Genomic DNA, 15,400 nt, shown 5'->3' with positions numbered 1-15,400 from the left:
TATAGGTTGGTCGTAGTAAGGTTTAAAGATTATACTTACGTCATTTGTATTGTGCTTTATCTGTAGAGAGACTTTTAATTTTGCGTAGAGAAAATTAAAATCAGGCGAAGCCGTAAAACGACATAAATTAAGATTTATCTTTGTAGCGGAAGCAACATGCTTCCATGAACCCTGACACTAAATACTTCTCCCTCAGCCTTCAGGCGTGTTATAACTAAACCTTAAATTTATCCCCGTAGCGGAAGCATTTTGCTTCCATGGCCGAAGGATCTACACGGAATAAATCAAGGAATTATTTTAACTGTGGTGAGGGCAGGTACGGATGATTTCATTTTCAAAGACTTTACCTTCGGAAGTTATACCCATTCGACTTCAGAGCCTTCGGCTCTTTTCGCTCAGGGTGACTGTAGTTGGGAGGAAAATTTTTATATTTTTTTGGCAGAGACGGGTTAAATATAGGTAAGATCCTTCGACTCCAAAGGCTAACGCCTTTTCCGCTCAGGATGACCGTGTAGATGGGTTTACCCCACTAGGGTTATACCCGTTGGACTACAGGTGTCGGAAAACCTCCACTCCCTTCTTAGGATGACTGCTTCCTTAGACTTTCAAAACCCTACAGAAAAATACACTTAAAGCAACAAAAAACAAAAAAACAAAAATATTTTTAAAATTTTTTAAAAAACATGTTTAAATTTATTACAGCAGGGTATTAATATACTACCAAGAAATTGGTAAGGGCATCCATCCTATTGAGAGCTCAAATTTAATTCAAAAGAACGACAGGTTCACATTTAAAATCATTTGCTAAAAGAAATCTTGACGTTTAATTAAATATTAAAGTAGATTTATTATTGAAATAGAAGCAGATGTTTAAATATATTGAAGGATTTGATTAAAACTTAATAGGAAGTTAGAGGATTGTTTGAAATATATGGATTTTAAATGCTACAAGTTCTTAGAGTTGAGAGATTGAGAAATGGTTATTTAAATGAAATATACTAAAACTTTCTGGTAAACAATGCGGAAGAAGATATAACTCGTAATAATTAATTTAATTAATTATGAATAAGTGTAAGAAAATGAACAATAATAATTTAATACGAAAAGAGGAATAACGTGATAGAACCTAAAACAGAACGGATGGATGCCCAATAAAAAAGGAACAGAGTTTAAATAAATAATCTGTTCCTTTTTTATTGCAAATTTATATATCCACTATCCCGAAGCTCTATCGCTCTTTTTTTACTTAATAGTTCTTCGTCTCTTTTCATTTCTTCTCCTTAAAAATATGTATAAAAAAACTCGCAAGCTAGTTGCAAGTATGGAAAGGAAATCATATATTGATAGAAGTTCAGCATATGGGTGCAAATTCAAGATCGTGGGTGCAAATCAAAGGGTATGGTCGCAGCTAAATTTTCTACATTTTGATAACAGCATTTACATGATTTAGATAAACAATCCGAAAACTTATTTTCCTAAAACCCGATAATCAAAGCTTGAATTGCTGCTACAAACGGTATGATCAAAAATGGAGTGACTGCAAAATGTTCCCTGATTGTCAAACCAAGAAATCCAATTATTATTTCTTTTGAGATACTCACGAAAACATCCCTACCATGATTAAATTATTCTTCTATTTTTACTATTGTTCAAAAGTATTCAAATGCATCAATATTCCCGTATGAGGCAGATATTTTATGCCAGCCGATACCGTTTCATTATTTTTCCACTTTTCTTTTTCTTTATCGTAGGTTTCAGAATTGATCTCAAACACCTTGGTTTCATTATTTGCCGTGTAACCAGTAAGTTTATAAAAAACTGCATATTCATGATTATTATCATTTTCAAAAGTCACATAATTAAGATTCATAGACGCAGGTCTGTTTATATAAGGCAAATCAAGGATTGGAGCTCTTAACAGATAAAAACTTACAACACACGCAATTACTGCACAAATACACCAAATTACAGTGTGTTGCCATTTTTCCTTAAAAATATAACCAAATGTCAGTAAGGTGCCGATTATATAAATTACAAAAATACGAGAAGCGATGTCGGCTATAAATCCAATCTTATCCTCCTGATAATATCAGATCGAATGAGGAATAATGATAAATATCAAAATTGCCATAAAAAAAATGAACGATAGAACAACAATCCCGAGTGCAATTCTCTTTCCGACGGACATTTTTATTTTATTATTCATAATATTCTCCTGCTGATTATATTTTCAAACTTTTCGTTTTTTCAATAGTCACTTATATATTTGACTTTTCCATCGAAAGTTTCAATAAATATGGACAATAAATTACTGCAACAAATATTGTAGCAATTATATATACCCATTGAAAAATTGAGTTCTCAATACCAAACTTGGAAAAAGCGTCAATCAATCCATGAGAAAAAATACACGGTAAAAGACTTTTACTCTTATAGAAAATAATCGTCAAAATAAATCCCCAAGCAATAGCGAAAAACACTTGAGCAATGGTTTGTAAATCAGTTTGACCGGTAAATAAGTTTATAATGTGCCCAAGCCCAAAAGTAATGGCAACGATGATTATAGATTTTGCAATTCCGTCTTTTGGTAACATTCCCTTAAAAAGAAATCCTCGAAAAAGCACTTCTTCAATATAGCCGATTAAAAGCATTGACAAAACTGCTAAAACTTGAGAAAGTCCGGAATAAGACAGCTTTAATCCGCCCCATAAATTGCCTGTTACGAGAATCCAAACAGGTATGAAAAATAAATATCTTTTTGTGTTCTTTGGATATTTATCAAGTCCATATTTTTCTTTAAGATTATTTTTATGTATAAACACCGTTATACAGATAGCAATCAACAAAAGAGCTATCAGCATAAAAATGCTTTCATCTCCAAATTTACCTCGAATCGGGATAGACACTGCACAATATATTATGATCCAAACAACTGCAAATAATACCTCGTTTTTTTTATATAAACTATACACGCTTCTCCTCCGTTGATGAGTTTATTACGAAAATAGCAAAATGATTATATCTGTTTTATTCATATAATAAAAGTTTACAATTTAACTTGTCTTTCACTTTTCTCATTTTAATTAAAGCAATTTATTCATAACAATTCAAGCAAAATTATGTAATGTGAAAGTTAGATTTATGTAAACAAATATTTTAATTCTCATGATGCCGAAAACGCGAAAAATCCGTCCCGGAATCAACTCCGGGGCGGGCTGCTTTATGCCTTAAAATGCTTAAATCTCTTGAAATCAAGGCTTTTCGGCAATGAAAAAAAAGCATATTTTCTATCAAAATATGCTTCCTTATATGGTGGAGGCGGCGGGAGTCGAACCCGCGTCCAAAAGTAAATCCGAATCAGTCTCTCCGAGCGCAGTCAGTTCTTATAGACCATAGCAGTTAGCTACTGACAGCTGCTGCAAGGCGCGGTTCTTAATACCCACTTCGTTAGAACCATTGCGAAGTTTCGTGTCCCACTTAATTTGACACCCTTAGTAGACCGTGGGCCTTCTACCTCGGATGACGCTATTATGCTGCGTAAGCTAAATTATTGTTTTCGTTTATTTTTGTTTAGGCTTTTTAAGTTGTTCCTAACAACTGCTCGCTACTAAAAGTTCATTACCCCTGTCGAAACCAATTTCGCCCCCTTATCTTCCTAGGATAGATTTCATCCTATCTCCAGTAAAATAAAAGATTGTATACCCAATTATACCCCCTACAAAGTTCAAAATCAAATCGTCTATGTCGCAGCTTCTGCCGACGAAGAACTGAATAAACTCGATAAATAGGGAGATGGCAATGGAAAGCACCGCCATGGTTTTTATACTTCTATATCTCTTTAAAATCATCGGGAAAATATATCCTATGGGAATAAACAGCACCACATTGCCAAGAATATTTAATAGTGCGTGAAATATTCCACTGTACTTTATATAGGATCTCATGGTTGCAAATGGGATTAGATTTATGCCCCAGTACCCGGTATTTATTCTATCTTTAAAATTGCCGACGAAGTCAAAATTCTCTGATGTTAAGTCTATGCCGGAGCCGCTTATGATATAGTTCGGTGTAAACATAAATACCATTAGCATTATGATGTATCCACTTAGCACTGATATCAAAAGCTCTCTATCGCTGTTTGATTCATTTACTAAATCTTTAAATAGGGTGAGCCTTACTATTCTACATAGAAAAAATCCTATTAAGAATGAAATAAGTCCTCTTGGAAGGAAAAATAATAATATTTTCATAGAAATATCTTCTTTAAAACTTTTAAATCAGAGATGAACATATGAGATGAAAGTGTAAGCTCTCTTAGCATATTGTCGTTTGCTTCGTCGTACATACAAATGGTTGTAAGTCCTGCTTCTTTTGCAGCAACTATTGCGAAGTATGCATCGTCAACTAACACCGTTTCCTTTGGATCAAAGCCTGCCATTTCGCAACAGGTTAAGAAAAATTTAGGATTGTCCTTCTTTAGATTTAATCCGTCGCAGGTTGCAATAGCCTCAAAATACTTGAACATATTTTCTCTCTTTAAGAATGGATCGAAAAATTCTTCAGGAGTTCCAGTGCCAAGCATCATAGGTATATTAGCTTCGTGGAAAGCTTCTAGAACATCAAGTGCTCCATCTTTAAGTTTGCATTCCTTGGCATAAAAATCCTCTGCAATATGTCTCATATCGTCATATATCTCTTCTGGAGTTAAGGGAAGTTTAAATTTTTCTTTCATGTATGTGGAACTCATCTTTAAGCTCATGGTGGTCATCTCTTGGGCATCGGTTGAGGTTATTTCTACGCCGTGACTCTTTAAATAATCGATTCCTAGGCTTCTCCACATCGCCATTGAATCCGCAAGTGTGCCATCCATATCAAATATAATTGACTTCATAAACTTCCTCCTTGTACTAAAAATTTGGATAAAAAAAAGCTTGCCTTTGAGGCAAGCAAATTAAAATGGTCGGGGTGAGAAGATTCGAACTCCCGGCCCCATGGTCCCAAACCACGTGCGCTACCAAACTGCGCTACACCCCGACGTCACTTATTAAGTATAACAGCATTCAAAAATTTATGCAAGTCTTTTTTCTGATATTTTTTAAATTTCTATCTAAATTAATTGGGTATGAATAAGTAGGAGTGATTAAATGATTAAAAAATTTTTAAACTATATAAACGACTACGAAGTGATTACAAATCTAGAAGAATATATCGACAGGACATATCCAGGAGCAGAGGTGGTGGAGATTAAATCCCTTGAGCTTCCGGAGTTTGTCCAAAGTGAATTTGGCGACGGCAAGAACAACTGTACCTTGGCATCCATACTTAGAGTGTTCATGTACCACAAAGATAAATTTAAAATCCTTCCTGAATCGGAGGAGAGTCTCTACTCAACCATAAAAGATGCGCCGGACATTTATTTTTTCAATGTGTTTAATGGAACACTTCCTATGACTATTTCAAGAATTATAAAAAGATCCGCAGAAGAGTACGAGCTTGATATCAAAACCAGAGGTCATTACAATGGCAACTTCTACAATCCAATAAAAAGAGAAATCGACCATAGAAGACCACTGCTTATGAATATCGGCTTTGGAAAGTACAAACGTCACACAGTAACCATAAGCGGATATATCTCATTAAAATATCGTGGAATGAACGTATATATCTTAGAAGTCTACGACAATTGGAGTAGGTACAAGAGATTCATCGACTACTCATACCTATCCCATTCTCTAAAATCTCTAAACGCCTACACCTTTAACACCATAGAAATTAAATAAATAAATCTGAGAGATAAGAATGAAACTTATCTCTTTTTTTGTCTAAAATATTAAAAATAAAATCTTGACAAGTTGGTCTACAAATAGTAAACTAAAATAAAAAATGGTTTACATAATGTAGAGTAAGGAGATGACAAAATGAATTTTGAAAAATTAAGTCAAGCAGAAGAAAATTTAGGAGAGTTAATATGGGACAATGAACCGATCAAATCCTCTTCACTTGTCGATCTGTGTAAAGAAAAATATTCTTGGTCCAAGTCCACCACCTACACCTTACTTAGAAGAATTGAGAAAAAAGGAGTCTTTGAAAATAAAAACTCTCTTGTAAGATCTAAGATGAGTCGCGAAGACTACGAAACTAGAATCAGTAACGATTTTATAGAAGAAAACTACGGCGGCTCTCTACCTAAGTTTTTGGCTGCATTTACTAGGAAAAATAGATTGACAGAGGAAGAGATAGCTCAGTTAGAAGAGTTAATAGAAAATCACAAGGAGGAATGAAATGGCTGTATTTATAAACACACTTTTAAGACTTTCTCTAAAAGGATCTCTCGTAATTGGAATAATCATCTTAGTGAGATTTTTACTTAAAAAAGCTCCAAAAGTATTTTCTTATAGCCTTTGGACGGTGGCATTTGTAAGTTTAATCTTTCCATTTTCTATAAAGAGCTCAATTTCTTTTGCAAATTTGATTCCAAGGGAAATCACAATAAATAGTCAAGCTAACAATAAAAGTAACTTTACTATTTATGAGGAGCATCAAGGAGAAAATAATTTTATAGAAAAGATTGAAGAAAATCAAAATGAAAAGCAGAGCATAAATCCAAATGAAAATACCAAAGAATTAAAGAGGAACTTTACGGAATCTAACACATTAAGCAAAGAAAAAATTTACTTTTATACTTGGTTAAGTGGTGTAATTATTCTAATTATTTGTAGCATCGTCTCAACAATTAAGCTTAAGAAAAGATTAAAAGGCTCAAGACAAGTTGGTGAAAATGTCTATGAAAATAAGAGTCTTCAAACGGCATTTGTCTTTGGACTTATAAGACCAAATATATATTTACCATCTGGACTAGCGCCTGAAGAAGAAAAATACATAAGAAAACACGAAGAAGTTCACATAGAAAGATTAGATCACTTGTGGAAGTTCTTGGCGTTTATAGTAACGATAATTCACTTTTTCAATCCATTAGCATGGCTTGCCTATTACTTAATGGGTTTAGACATGGAGCTTTCTTGTGATGAAAAAGTAGTTAAAGACTTAGGAAATAGTATAAAGAAAGACTACTCCAAGTCTCTTTTATCATTTTCAACGGGCAGGAAAATTTTAACAGCTTCCCCTTTAGCCTTTGGAGAAAACAACACCAAGACCAGGATAAAAAACATTTTGGCATACAAGAAGCCGAAGAAATTTGTGCTGGCGTTATGCTTTATATTATTGGCTGTGGTTGCGGTTGGATGTTTGACGGATAAAAATGATAAAGAATCGAAAAAAAATTCTAAGGATCAAGCAGAAACCCAAGAAGAAAACTTAGATTCTACAAGAACCTATCCAAACCCTGAAGAATTTTTAAAAGGCCAAATAGAAAATCAAATAAAATCTTTATTTTCATCTTTAGGTTATGAAATTTCTGACTATAGAATTGACGACTTAGAAAAAGTTTCTAAGGATTTAAATATTGATGGCAAAAAAATCGAAGTTTATAAGTACGCTTACAGTTTAAAAACTAAACAAGCAGAAGAGTTGGCAAAGACCTTAGATGGAAAAGTGTTAGACCAGTCTTGGGTAAGTGGTTTTAATAGAACTCCATATTTGATTTTTGAAAAAGTTTCTGATGGATATAGGCACAAGGGTTATATTGAAGAAGACAAGTTTTCAGCTGACCTACCTAGCTACTACCAAGAGTTTATGGTAAGAGCCGCCTTAGTTTCCCAAGACGAAAATGCCAGTGTAGAAGACTTTGCTAAAAGTTATATTGGCGAAACTATTTTAAGTCTATATTCAGCTGGAGCTTCAGTCTCTGACTATAAAATTGACAAGTTAGAAAAGTTTTTAAGCTATGATGATATTTATGGCAAGGCATATGAAGTTTATAAACTAAACTACAGCCTGCAATTTAACGATGAGAAATCCTATGATAACTATGATGGATTTATTGGTAAAGGGAAAGGTGACAGGTGGATTGGAGAATGTTATGGAGATAATTATATGATCTTCCAACATAGGTCAAGTGGCAAAGTTTATATAACTACAGCAAGCGGTGTTGAGGGCTTTTTAGACGATAACTCCAAGGAAGCAAATGAAAATATTTTAAGAGAAATTCTAGAGAGAAACAATATTATTACCAGAGAGACTTATACTTCAGAACACTATGTTGCTTCATATAAAGACTTCCTAGGTAGAGCAGGGAAGGCTCTTCTTTCTCAACCTGTAGAAAAGGGGAAAGATGGAATTTGGATAGTGGAAAGATGGATTGATGAAAATGGAAATGTCTACTATGAAGATACTCCGAATTCATCTGATTTAAAGGCTTTGCAAGATAAGGTAAAAAGTGGAGAACAAACTTGGAGAAAGGATCCTAAAGAAGTGACACAGGATTTTATAAGTTCAATGGATACCTTCAAAATCTTTCCGAACAAAGTAGAAGTAGAGAAGCTAAAATACTTGGAAGACTTTTATAGGACGCCTATATCAGAATATACTGGCTATATAGAAGAAATAAATTTAGATCAAAAAGACATAGGCGATAACATTCACGTAATTCTGGCGGAATGGATAACTTTGGAAGATAAAGAAAGAATCAAGGAACTAGGTCTTAATGTCAATATAGATATGCCAGGAGGTTTCTATGTTAAAAAAACTAAGACATTGGAAACATTTTTCTTAGATAAGGATACTAAATACTTTAATCTTGACACATTATTATCTTCCCAATCTAATGCGAGTCTTACGAAGGAAGAATTTATAGAGTACTTTAAATCTCACAAAGACTCACTATTTAGCATATCTACAAAAAATGGAAAGGCAATCGAAATTTCAGAGGTTTACCTTCCATAAATTAAATACTTCCAACTAAAAAAATCCCTAGCGATAGGGATTTTTATTTATTTATTTTATTTTGATTCGCATCCGCAGAGAAGATCTTGCAATTTTCCTGTGATTAAATATTTGGATTCTTTTAGTTCTTCTATATTTTTCGCTCCAGTTAAGGTCATGACGATCTTGGTCTTGTAGATTAGACCTGCCAGGTACTGCATGGTGTATTCATATCCGCCATGAACTAAGTAGGAGAGAATTTCTCCAGAGATTGCAACCATATCAGCTCCGATGACGATGGATTTAACTACGTCTAGAGAATTTTTAACTCCGCCGGAACTTATGATTTGAAGATCATCAAGTCCAAGTGATTTTGCTCCGATTACGCTCATCGCCGTTGGTATTCCCCAAGAATATAGTTCTGAGAGATCATTTTCTGGATTTCTTAGATTTTCTACTTCCATGAAATTGGTTCCGCCGTAGCCGGACACATCGACGATTCTAACTCCGATGTCATATAATTTTTTAACCACATCCTTGCTCATGCCGAAGCCCACTTCTTTTACGATGACAGGAACGTCCAGTGAAGATACAATCTTTTCTATATTTGTAAGTATTCCTCTGAAGGTTCTATCTCCTTCTTCCATGGCTAGTTCTTGGGCAGGGTTTAGATGTATTTGAAGTCCATCTGCGCCGATCATTTCCACTGCGAACTTAGCTTCGTCAATGGTTGCTCGCCCAGATAGATTACCTAGAACGATGCCGTCCTTCATATTATCTCTTACAATCTTAAAACTTTTAATAGCGTCCTTATCTTCTAGGGCGATGGTTTGTGAACCGACTGCCATAGGAAGATTGAATTCTTTTGCAATTTTGGAAAGGTCCCTATTTATATCCTCTGTGAAGTCAGATCCGCCTGTCATGGCGTTGATCATAAGTGGGAAGTTGATCTTTTTGTTTAAAAACATAGTAGAAGTATCCACTTCGTAGAAATCACATTCTGGAAGGGAATTGTGCATAAGCATAACATCGTCGAAAAGTGGACTTCCCGTATAACTAGATCTTAAATAATTTTCTATATGCTCTCTTTTTCTATATTTTCTCATATTATTCTCCTAGTAGTAGTAATAATTATCTGTACTTTATAGAGCCGCCGGTGGATGAACCGGTGGTAGCTATATTGAAAGCTTCGTTAAATAATTTGTAATCGTCCTCAGAGGATAGAAGTTCGTAGGTAAAGCTGTAGAATGGATAGTCCACCCTGTATGTCATGAGGTTATCGTAGTCAAAGCCAAATGCCATTCCGTAGAAGAACATTCCGTTACAATTTTCTGAGTCGCTGTTTTCTTTTAAATCATTTTCTATTTTTTTATATTTTTTTGAAGACATAATCTCCCTTTGGAGTGAGTCTAAACATGACAGCTAGACCTACTACCAAAATTCCGATAAGTGCAAGGGTTGCAATAAGTATGATGATCGGATTTAAAGTAAAGGCAGAGGATACGAGGAAGAGGGCAGAGATTGCTCCTGCCTGTGAAAATAACTTCACGTCCTTTAACCTTTGGTACTTAAGTCCAAGCTCTATTAGCCTTTCCTTCAAAATATTTCCGATGTCTTCGAAGTTTCTGAAGAATCTAACTTCATTTTCTGTTCTTATATCTCTAATTTCTTTAAAAGAGATTTCGTCACTATTATTTAATTCAAACAATTTGTCGAAGAAATATCTTTGATAAGATGTCTTAATCTTGGACTCATCCTCTTTAGAAACTATATAGTCCGCTCTAGTCTTGCCTCTTTTTGTAGTGTAGTTGGTCCTAGTGATGGACACTGCACCAGCTTCTTCCAGTTCCAGAAGGGTTACTTCCATAAGCCTTGTTAAGACTTGGTTGCCCTTTAAAAAGAATCCGGCTTCAACTGCAGTTAAAAAGACTAAGTTTTCTTCATCATCTGTAGAGAGCACGAGTTTCAATAGTTTGTATCCAAATGGAATGAGGAGAATTCCAAATCCAATTGCGATAAATGTATATATAATTGGTCTTTCTGTTGTCGGATTTTCCTTTGCAGAAGAAAGAAGACTCTTGTAAGTGTCTTCGGTTCTATTTTTGGCAAACTCTGTAAAGTCCATATCGTAGAGAACCTTTAGATTTACAGAATTATTTTTAGAAACATTACTTCCGTTTAAAAGGATCTTGCCATCCTTAACCTCTGACTTAATATCGGAACTTGAACTTATGAAGATATCTTTTCCAGCAAATGGACCGTACTCAAAAGTAATTGTGCTTTTGAAATTTCCGATGCCATCCTTTAAGTCTTTGAAATAATCGTAGGAAAAATATCCAATATCTTGACCCAATGAAGTCATATCATTTAACTCGTAACTAAAGTCGATGGTCTTATTAGTTGTAAATGAAGTGTAGACCTTGATCTCAACGGAGTTGTTGTTTTCAAGAATATTAAACACGTCTTTTGAACCGTTTGACGCTTTGGTATCCTGAGTTAAGGATTTGTCATTTATATAAACTTTTATATTATCTATCTTAGAAGTATTCTTCTTATCAATCGTTCTAGTGACTACATTTCTGGAACTATCCGCACTCCACGTTATCGATTCTCTTACCTGGGCATCTCCATTTTTAGTAATCAAAATATTGGAGTTAAACTTATCGATTTCGGAATTTGTCTTTCCATAAACATTTATATTAAAAATCAACAAAAATATAAAAAATAAATTTGCGATTAATCTTTTTTTCATAGTATCACCAACTTAATTATATCAAATAATTGACTCTTCTGGGGGAAGTTGTAAAATTATATTATGATAAAATTAACATATAGGGTAAAATACTAGGTAAGGTTAAGAAAAATGAGAAAAGGGTGATAAAATGTATGATATCTTGATACTAGGAGCTGGTCCTGCAGGATTAACGGCAGGTCTATACGCATCCCGTGCAAAATTAAAAGTAGGAATAATAGAAAAAGCTATTGAAGGAGGACAGATCTCCGGTACTAGTTCCGTTGAAAACTATCCAGGAATAATCGAAATCTCTGGAATGGATCTAGGATTAAATATGAGAGAGCAAGCGGAAAACTTCGGTTGTGAATTTATAAATGACGAAGTATTATCTGTAGATTTAAAAGGACAAGAAAAGAAAGTAAAAGGAAAGTACGGAGAATACGAAGCTAGATCTATAATCATAACCACTGGAGCAAGCCATAGAAAGATTGGCGTTGAAGGTGAGGATGAGTTCACAGGAAGAGGAGTTAGCTACTGTGCAACCTGTGACGCAGCATTCTACGAAGATTTAGATGTGTATGTTGTCGGAGGTGGAGACAGTGCCGTTGAAGAAGCACTCTTCATAACTAAATTTGCAAAGACTGTAACCATCATCCATAGAAGAGATAGCCTAAGAGCTTCAAAGAGCCTTCAAGAAAAAGCATTTAATAATGACAAGATAAAATTCATCTGGGACAGCGAAGTTGTAAAGATCGAAGGAGAAAATATCGTTGAGGCACTTACTTTGAAAAATACCAAGACTGGTGAAATTACAAAGATTGAAAGCGAAGAACCATTTGGAATATTCGTATTTATAGGACTTGTACCAACGACGAAACTCTTCGAATCACAACTATCCCTTGAAGATGGATACATCCTAGCAGACGAAGATATGAAGACTAGCATAGACGGAGTATACGCCGCAGGAGATGTGAGAAAGAAAAAGGTAAGACAGGTTGCAACCGCTGTTGGAGACGGATGTATAGCAGCCATTAGCGCAGAAAAATATTTAAATGAATTAGACGGGACACTTTATGAAGGTTTTAAAAAGTAATGTAAAAGACGTAGCACTAATCTTAGAAGGCGGTGGCATGAGAAATTCATACTCCGCCGGAATTCTAAACGTACTACTTGAAAAAGAAATATATTTTAACTATGTAATCGGAATCTCTGCCGGTTCAGTCCATGGAGTCAACTACCTACTTAGGGATGAAGAAAGAATAAAGAGAAACTTCGTCGACGTGGTTAGAGATGAAAATGTGGGAGGGGTAAGCTCACTTATAAAAGGTAAAGGCTACTTCAATTCAGAATATCTCTACACAGAATATGAACCTATGAAGGAAAAGAGAGACGTGTACCATAGATTTTATGAAAATGAAGCACAGATGACCATAGGCGCATTCGATGTGGACAAGGCAGAAATGAAGTACTTCACAAAGGAAGACATGAAGACGGTGGAAGATATCAAGCTTATCACGAGAGCATCATGCTCACTGCCAATCCTTATGAAAGAAACTGTAATAGATGGAGTAACCTACTATGATGGCGGAGTTGGAAGAGGAATTCCAATTAGAAAAGCCATAGAAGATGGATATGAAAAATTCTTCGTGGTGCTTACGAGACCAGAAGGTTATAGAAAGACTGCACCAGCAAAGGGACTTTTAACTAAGGGTGCACTAAAAGATAAACCAAAACTTATAGATGCTATAATAACGAGACACCTAAGGTACAACGAAGACTTGGAACTACTTGAAAAACTAAAAGCAGAAGGCAAAGCCTACATAGTCTATGCAGAGAACCAAGCAGTAGAAAATACTGAAATGGATCTACACAAACTACAAAACAATTATGAACAAGGCTACTTCCAAGGACTTAGTCAATATAAAGAGTATTTAGAATTTTTGGGACTTTGAGAAAAATAGGAACAATTACACATTTCGTGATATAATACTAAAAGAATAAAAAGGAGTGATTAGATGAATAGAGTAAGAGTCCGTTTCGCACCGAGCCCAACGGGATTTTTGCACATAGGTGGACTTAGAACAGCCCTATACAATTATCTATACGCAAAGAAAAATGGTGGAGACTTCATACTTAGAATAGAAGATACAGATAGAACCAGGTACGTAGAAGGAGCAATCGAAAACCTTATCCATGCCCTTGACTGGTCAGGAGTCCATGTGGACGAAGGAGTAGTCCTAGATGAAAATGGAAACATCACAGAAAAAGGAGACTGCGGTCCATATATCCAATCTAGTAGACTAGACATTTACAAAAAATACGTAGACGAATTAATCGAAAAAGGATACGCATACTACTGCTTCTGTAGCGTAGAAAGACTAGAAGCCCTAAGAGAAGAACAAAGAATCAAGGGCAAAGTTCCAAAATACGATGGACTATGTAGATCCGTAAGCATAGAAGAAGCTAAGAAGAGAATCGCAGCAGGAGAAGAATACGTAGTAAGATTAAAACTACCACACGACAGAAACATCAGATTCCACGACCTAGTACGTGGCGATGTAGTAATAAACTCAGACGAAATAGATGACCAAGTGCTTATGAAATCAGACGGATTCCCAACCTACCATATGGCGGTAGTAGTAGACGACCATCTAATGGGCATCACCCACATCGTACGTGGAGAAGAATGGCTATCTTCAACTCCAAAGCACGTATACCTATACGAAGCATTGGGCTGGGACGTACCAGAATTTGTTCACCTACCAACCGTACTAAACAAAGACCACAAAAAACTATCCAAGAGACAAGGAGACGTATCAGTAGAAGACTTCAGAGGAAGGGGTTACCTACCAGAAGGACTTATAAACTACCTAGCACTAGTAGGATGGTCACCAGACGGAGAAGAAGAAATCCTATCCATGGATGAACTAATCGAACAATTCTCCTTTGAAAAAGTAGTTAAGAGCGGCGGAGTATTCGACGTAGACAAACTAAACTGGGTAAACGCTCACTACATGAAATCCTATGACCTAGATAAAATCGTAGAATTATCAATCCCATTCGTAGTAGAAAAGGGACTAATGACAGAAGAAGAAATAAGAGCTAACTACGACTGGTACAAAAAACTAGTAGAAATAGTAAGAGACGGCGCATCAAAACTAGATGAAATCCCAGACCTAATCTCATTTATGTTTGGAGAATTAAAAATCGAAGAAGAAAGCGCCCTAGAACAAATTAAGCTAGAACACGTACCACAACTACTAGATGCATTCCTAGAAGAATTAGAAAAAGTAGAAGAAGTGGACGAAGAATTCGCAGGATCAATAATGAAGACGATCCAAAAGAAGACAGGAATAAAGGGCAAGAATCTATTCATGCCAGTAAGAGTAGCCATAAGTAGCACAGTACACGGACCAGATTTAAAATCTATCATCTACCTACTAGGCAAAGAAAAATTGGTAGAAAGATTAAACACAGCGAAAAAATATACAAAATAAAAATAAAATAATTAAAGATTTAAAACGGCACCCAGGTGTCGTTTTTTTTTGTTGGGAATATTTCTAGCGGAAGATTTTTAGCGGAAGCAACCTGCTTCCATCAACTTTTACACTAAACTCTTTTCCCTCAGGCGGAGCCGTACAAAAATATATGCTTTTATTTATCCCCGTAGCGGAAGCATCTTGCTTCCAAAGCCGAGAGGATCTGCACGGAAAGCTCAAAGGAAGGCAGTCACCCTGAGCGGAAGAGCCGAAGGCTCTGTAGTCGAATGGGTATAACCTTGGTGAGGTCAAACAGTTATGAATTAAAAATATTATAATAAATGTAAATAAATATCATACACTTCTT

13 protein-coding genes, 1 tRNA gene and 1 other RNA gene are annotated in these 15,400 nt (G+C 35.3%); 6 read left to right on the top strand and 9 right to left on the bottom strand.

Features of this window, described 5'->3' with window-relative positions; all coding sequences use genetic code 11:
- Positions 1-1,642: 1,642 nt before the first annotated feature.
- The 6 genes from HMPREF9225_RS09705 to HMPREF9225_RS00575 form a co-directional block, all read right to left on the bottom strand.
- Positions 1,643-1,870, bottom strand: coding sequence for a hypothetical protein (locus tag HMPREF9225_RS09705; protein WP_008900971.1), 228 nt, complete (start codon positions 1,868-1,870; stop codon positions 1,643-1,645).
- A gap of 388 nt (positions 1,871-2,258) precedes the next feature.
- Entirely contained in the window at positions 2,259-2,972 is a 714-nt protein-coding gene (locus HMPREF9225_RS00590; protein WP_008900970.1) for a CPBP family intramembrane glutamic endopeptidase, read from the bottom strand.
- 338 nt (positions 2,973-3,310) lie between these two features.
- Positions 3,311-3,647: a transfer-messenger RNA gene (ssrA, locus tag HMPREF9225_RS09935) on the bottom strand.
- The gene (locus HMPREF9225_RS00585; RefSeq protein ID WP_008900969.1) at positions 3,648-4,250 is read right to left on the bottom strand and encodes a VanZ family protein; all 603 of its coding nucleotides are present in this window, start codon (positions 4,248-4,250) and stop codon (positions 3,648-3,650) included. It lies immediately after the preceding tmRNA gene.
- Positions 4,247-4,891 (bottom strand): HAD family hydrolase, encoded by a 645-nt coding sequence (locus HMPREF9225_RS00580; protein WP_008900968.1) that lies wholly within the window; start codon positions 4,889-4,891, stop codon positions 4,247-4,249. The genes HMPREF9225_RS00585 and HMPREF9225_RS00580 overlap by 4 nt, the downstream gene beginning before the upstream one ends.
- A gap of 66 nt (positions 4,892-4,957) precedes the next feature.
- Positions 4,958-5,034, bottom strand: a tRNA-Pro gene (locus HMPREF9225_RS00575).
- Between the two features lie 110 nt (positions 5,035-5,144).
- On the opposite strand from HMPREF9225_RS00575, the gene HMPREF9225_RS00570 reads away from it, so the two are divergent.
- The 3 genes from HMPREF9225_RS00570 (at position 5,145) to HMPREF9225_RS09700 (ending at position 8,841) form a co-directional block, all read left to right on the top strand.
- Positions 5,145-5,780 (top strand): hypothetical protein, encoded by a 636-nt coding sequence (locus tag HMPREF9225_RS00570; RefSeq protein WP_008900967.1) that lies wholly within the window; start codon positions 5,145-5,147, stop codon positions 5,778-5,780.
- A 138-nt stretch (positions 5,781-5,918) separates the two neighbouring features.
- Positions 5,919-6,281: a BlaI/MecI/CopY family transcriptional regulator gene (locus tag HMPREF9225_RS00565; RefSeq protein ID WP_008900966.1), complete on the top strand. Its 363-nt coding sequence runs from the start codon at positions 5,919-5,921 to the stop codon at positions 6,279-6,281.
- A gap of 1 nt (position 6,282) precedes the next feature.
- A complete protein-coding gene (locus tag HMPREF9225_RS09700; RefSeq protein ID WP_008900965.1) occupies positions 6,283-8,841 on the top strand; it encodes a M56 family metallopeptidase in 2,559 nt (852 codons plus the stop codon).
- A 56-nt stretch (positions 8,842-8,897) separates the two neighbouring features.
- On the opposite strand, the gene fni is transcribed toward HMPREF9225_RS09700, so the two are convergent.
- The 3 genes from fni to HMPREF9225_RS00545 are packed head-to-tail and all read right to left on the bottom strand — an operon-like array spanning position 8,898 to position 11,572.
- Positions 8,898-9,926 carry a type 2 isopentenyl-diphosphate Delta-isomerase gene (gene fni, locus HMPREF9225_RS00555; RefSeq protein WP_008900964.1) on the bottom strand — a complete coding sequence of 343 codons (1,029 nt, stop codon included), beginning with the start codon at positions 9,924-9,926 and terminating at the stop codon, positions 8,898-8,900.
- A gap of 25 nt (positions 9,927-9,951) precedes the next feature.
- Positions 9,952-10,209, bottom strand: a complete 258-nt coding sequence (locus HMPREF9225_RS00550) for a hypothetical protein (protein ID WP_008900963.1) — start codon at positions 10,207-10,209, stop codon at positions 9,952-9,954.
- Positions 10,190-11,572: a DUF2207 domain-containing protein gene (locus HMPREF9225_RS00545; RefSeq protein WP_008900962.1), complete on the bottom strand. Its 1,383-nt coding sequence runs from the start codon at positions 11,570-11,572 to the stop codon at positions 10,190-10,192. Before HMPREF9225_RS00545 ends, HMPREF9225_RS00550 begins: the two co-directional genes overlap by 20 nt.
- A gap of 130 nt (positions 11,573-11,702) precedes the next feature.
- Between HMPREF9225_RS00545 and trxB the strand changes: the two genes are divergently transcribed.
- From trxB to gltX, 3 genes are all read left to right on the top strand, one after another.
- Positions 11,703-12,647, top strand: a complete 945-nt coding sequence (gene trxB / locus HMPREF9225_RS00540) for a thioredoxin-disulfide reductase (protein ID WP_008900961.1) — start codon at positions 11,703-11,705, stop codon at positions 12,645-12,647.
- Entirely contained in the window at positions 12,628-13,506 is an 879-nt protein-coding gene (locus HMPREF9225_RS00535) for a patatin-like phospholipase family protein (protein WP_008900960.1), read from the top strand. Before trxB ends, HMPREF9225_RS00535 begins: the two co-directional genes overlap by 20 nt.
- Before the next feature lie 63 nt (positions 13,507-13,569).
- Positions 13,570-15,051 carry a glutamate--tRNA ligase gene (gene gltX, locus HMPREF9225_RS00530; protein WP_008900959.1) on the top strand — a complete coding sequence of 494 codons (1,482 nt, stop codon included), beginning with the start codon at positions 13,570-13,572 and terminating at the stop codon, positions 15,049-15,051.
- The last annotated feature ends 349 nt before the right edge of the window (positions 15,052-15,400 follow it).

Origin of the sequence: Peptoniphilus duerdenii ATCC BAA-1640, assembly GCF_000146345.1 — a bacterium.
Classification (GTDB): Bacteria; Bacillota; Clostridia; order Tissierellales; family Peptoniphilaceae; genus Peptoniphilus_B; species Peptoniphilus_B duerdenii.
This window is presented reverse-complemented; position numbering and strand designations above follow the sequence as displayed.

What these genes read in the sequence shown, in the direction of transcription:
- HMPREF9225_RS09705 (WP_008900971.1), bottom strand. Translation starts at nt 1,870, where the DNA reads ATGAATCTTAATTATGTGACTTTTGAAAATGATAATAATCATGAATAT.
- HMPREF9225_RS00585 (WP_008900969.1), bottom strand. Translation starts at nt 4,250, where the DNA reads ATGAAAATATTATTATTTTTCCTTCCAAGAGGACTTATTTCATTCTTA.
- HMPREF9225_RS00580 (WP_008900968.1), bottom strand. Translation starts at nt 4,891, where the DNA reads ATGAAGTCAATTATATTTGATATGGATGGCACACTTGCGGATTCAATG.
- HMPREF9225_RS00570 (WP_008900967.1), top strand. Translation starts at nt 5,145, where the DNA reads ATGATTAAAAAATTTTTAAACTATATAAACGACTACGAAGTGATTACA.
- HMPREF9225_RS00565 (WP_008900966.1), top strand. Translation starts at nt 5,919, where the DNA reads ATGAATTTTGAAAAATTAAGTCAAGCAGAAGAAAATTTAGGAGAGTTA.
- HMPREF9225_RS09700 (WP_008900965.1), top strand. Translation starts at nt 6,283, where the DNA reads ATGGCTGTATTTATAAACACACTTTTAAGACTTTCTCTAAAAGGATCT.
- fni (WP_008900964.1), bottom strand. Translation starts at nt 9,926, where the DNA reads ATGAGAAAATATAGAAAAAGAGAGCATATAGAAAATTATTTAAGATCT.
- HMPREF9225_RS00550 (WP_008900963.1), bottom strand. Translation starts at nt 10,209, where the DNA reads ATGTCTTCAAAAAAATATAAAAAAATAGAAAATGATTTAAAAGAAAAC.
- HMPREF9225_RS00545 (WP_008900962.1), bottom strand. Translation starts at nt 11,572, where the DNA reads ATGAAAAAAAGATTAATCGCAAATTTATTTTTTATATTTTTGTTGATT.
- trxB (WP_008900961.1), top strand. Translation starts at nt 11,703, where the DNA reads ATGTATGATATCTTGATACTAGGAGCTGGTCCTGCAGGATTAACGGCA.
- HMPREF9225_RS00535 (WP_008900960.1), top strand. Translation starts at nt 12,628, where the DNA reads ATGAAGGTTTTAAAAAGTAATGTAAAAGACGTAGCACTAATCTTAGAA.
- gltX (WP_008900959.1), top strand. Translation starts at nt 13,570, where the DNA reads ATGAATAGAGTAAGAGTCCGTTTCGCACCGAGCCCAACGGGATTTTTG.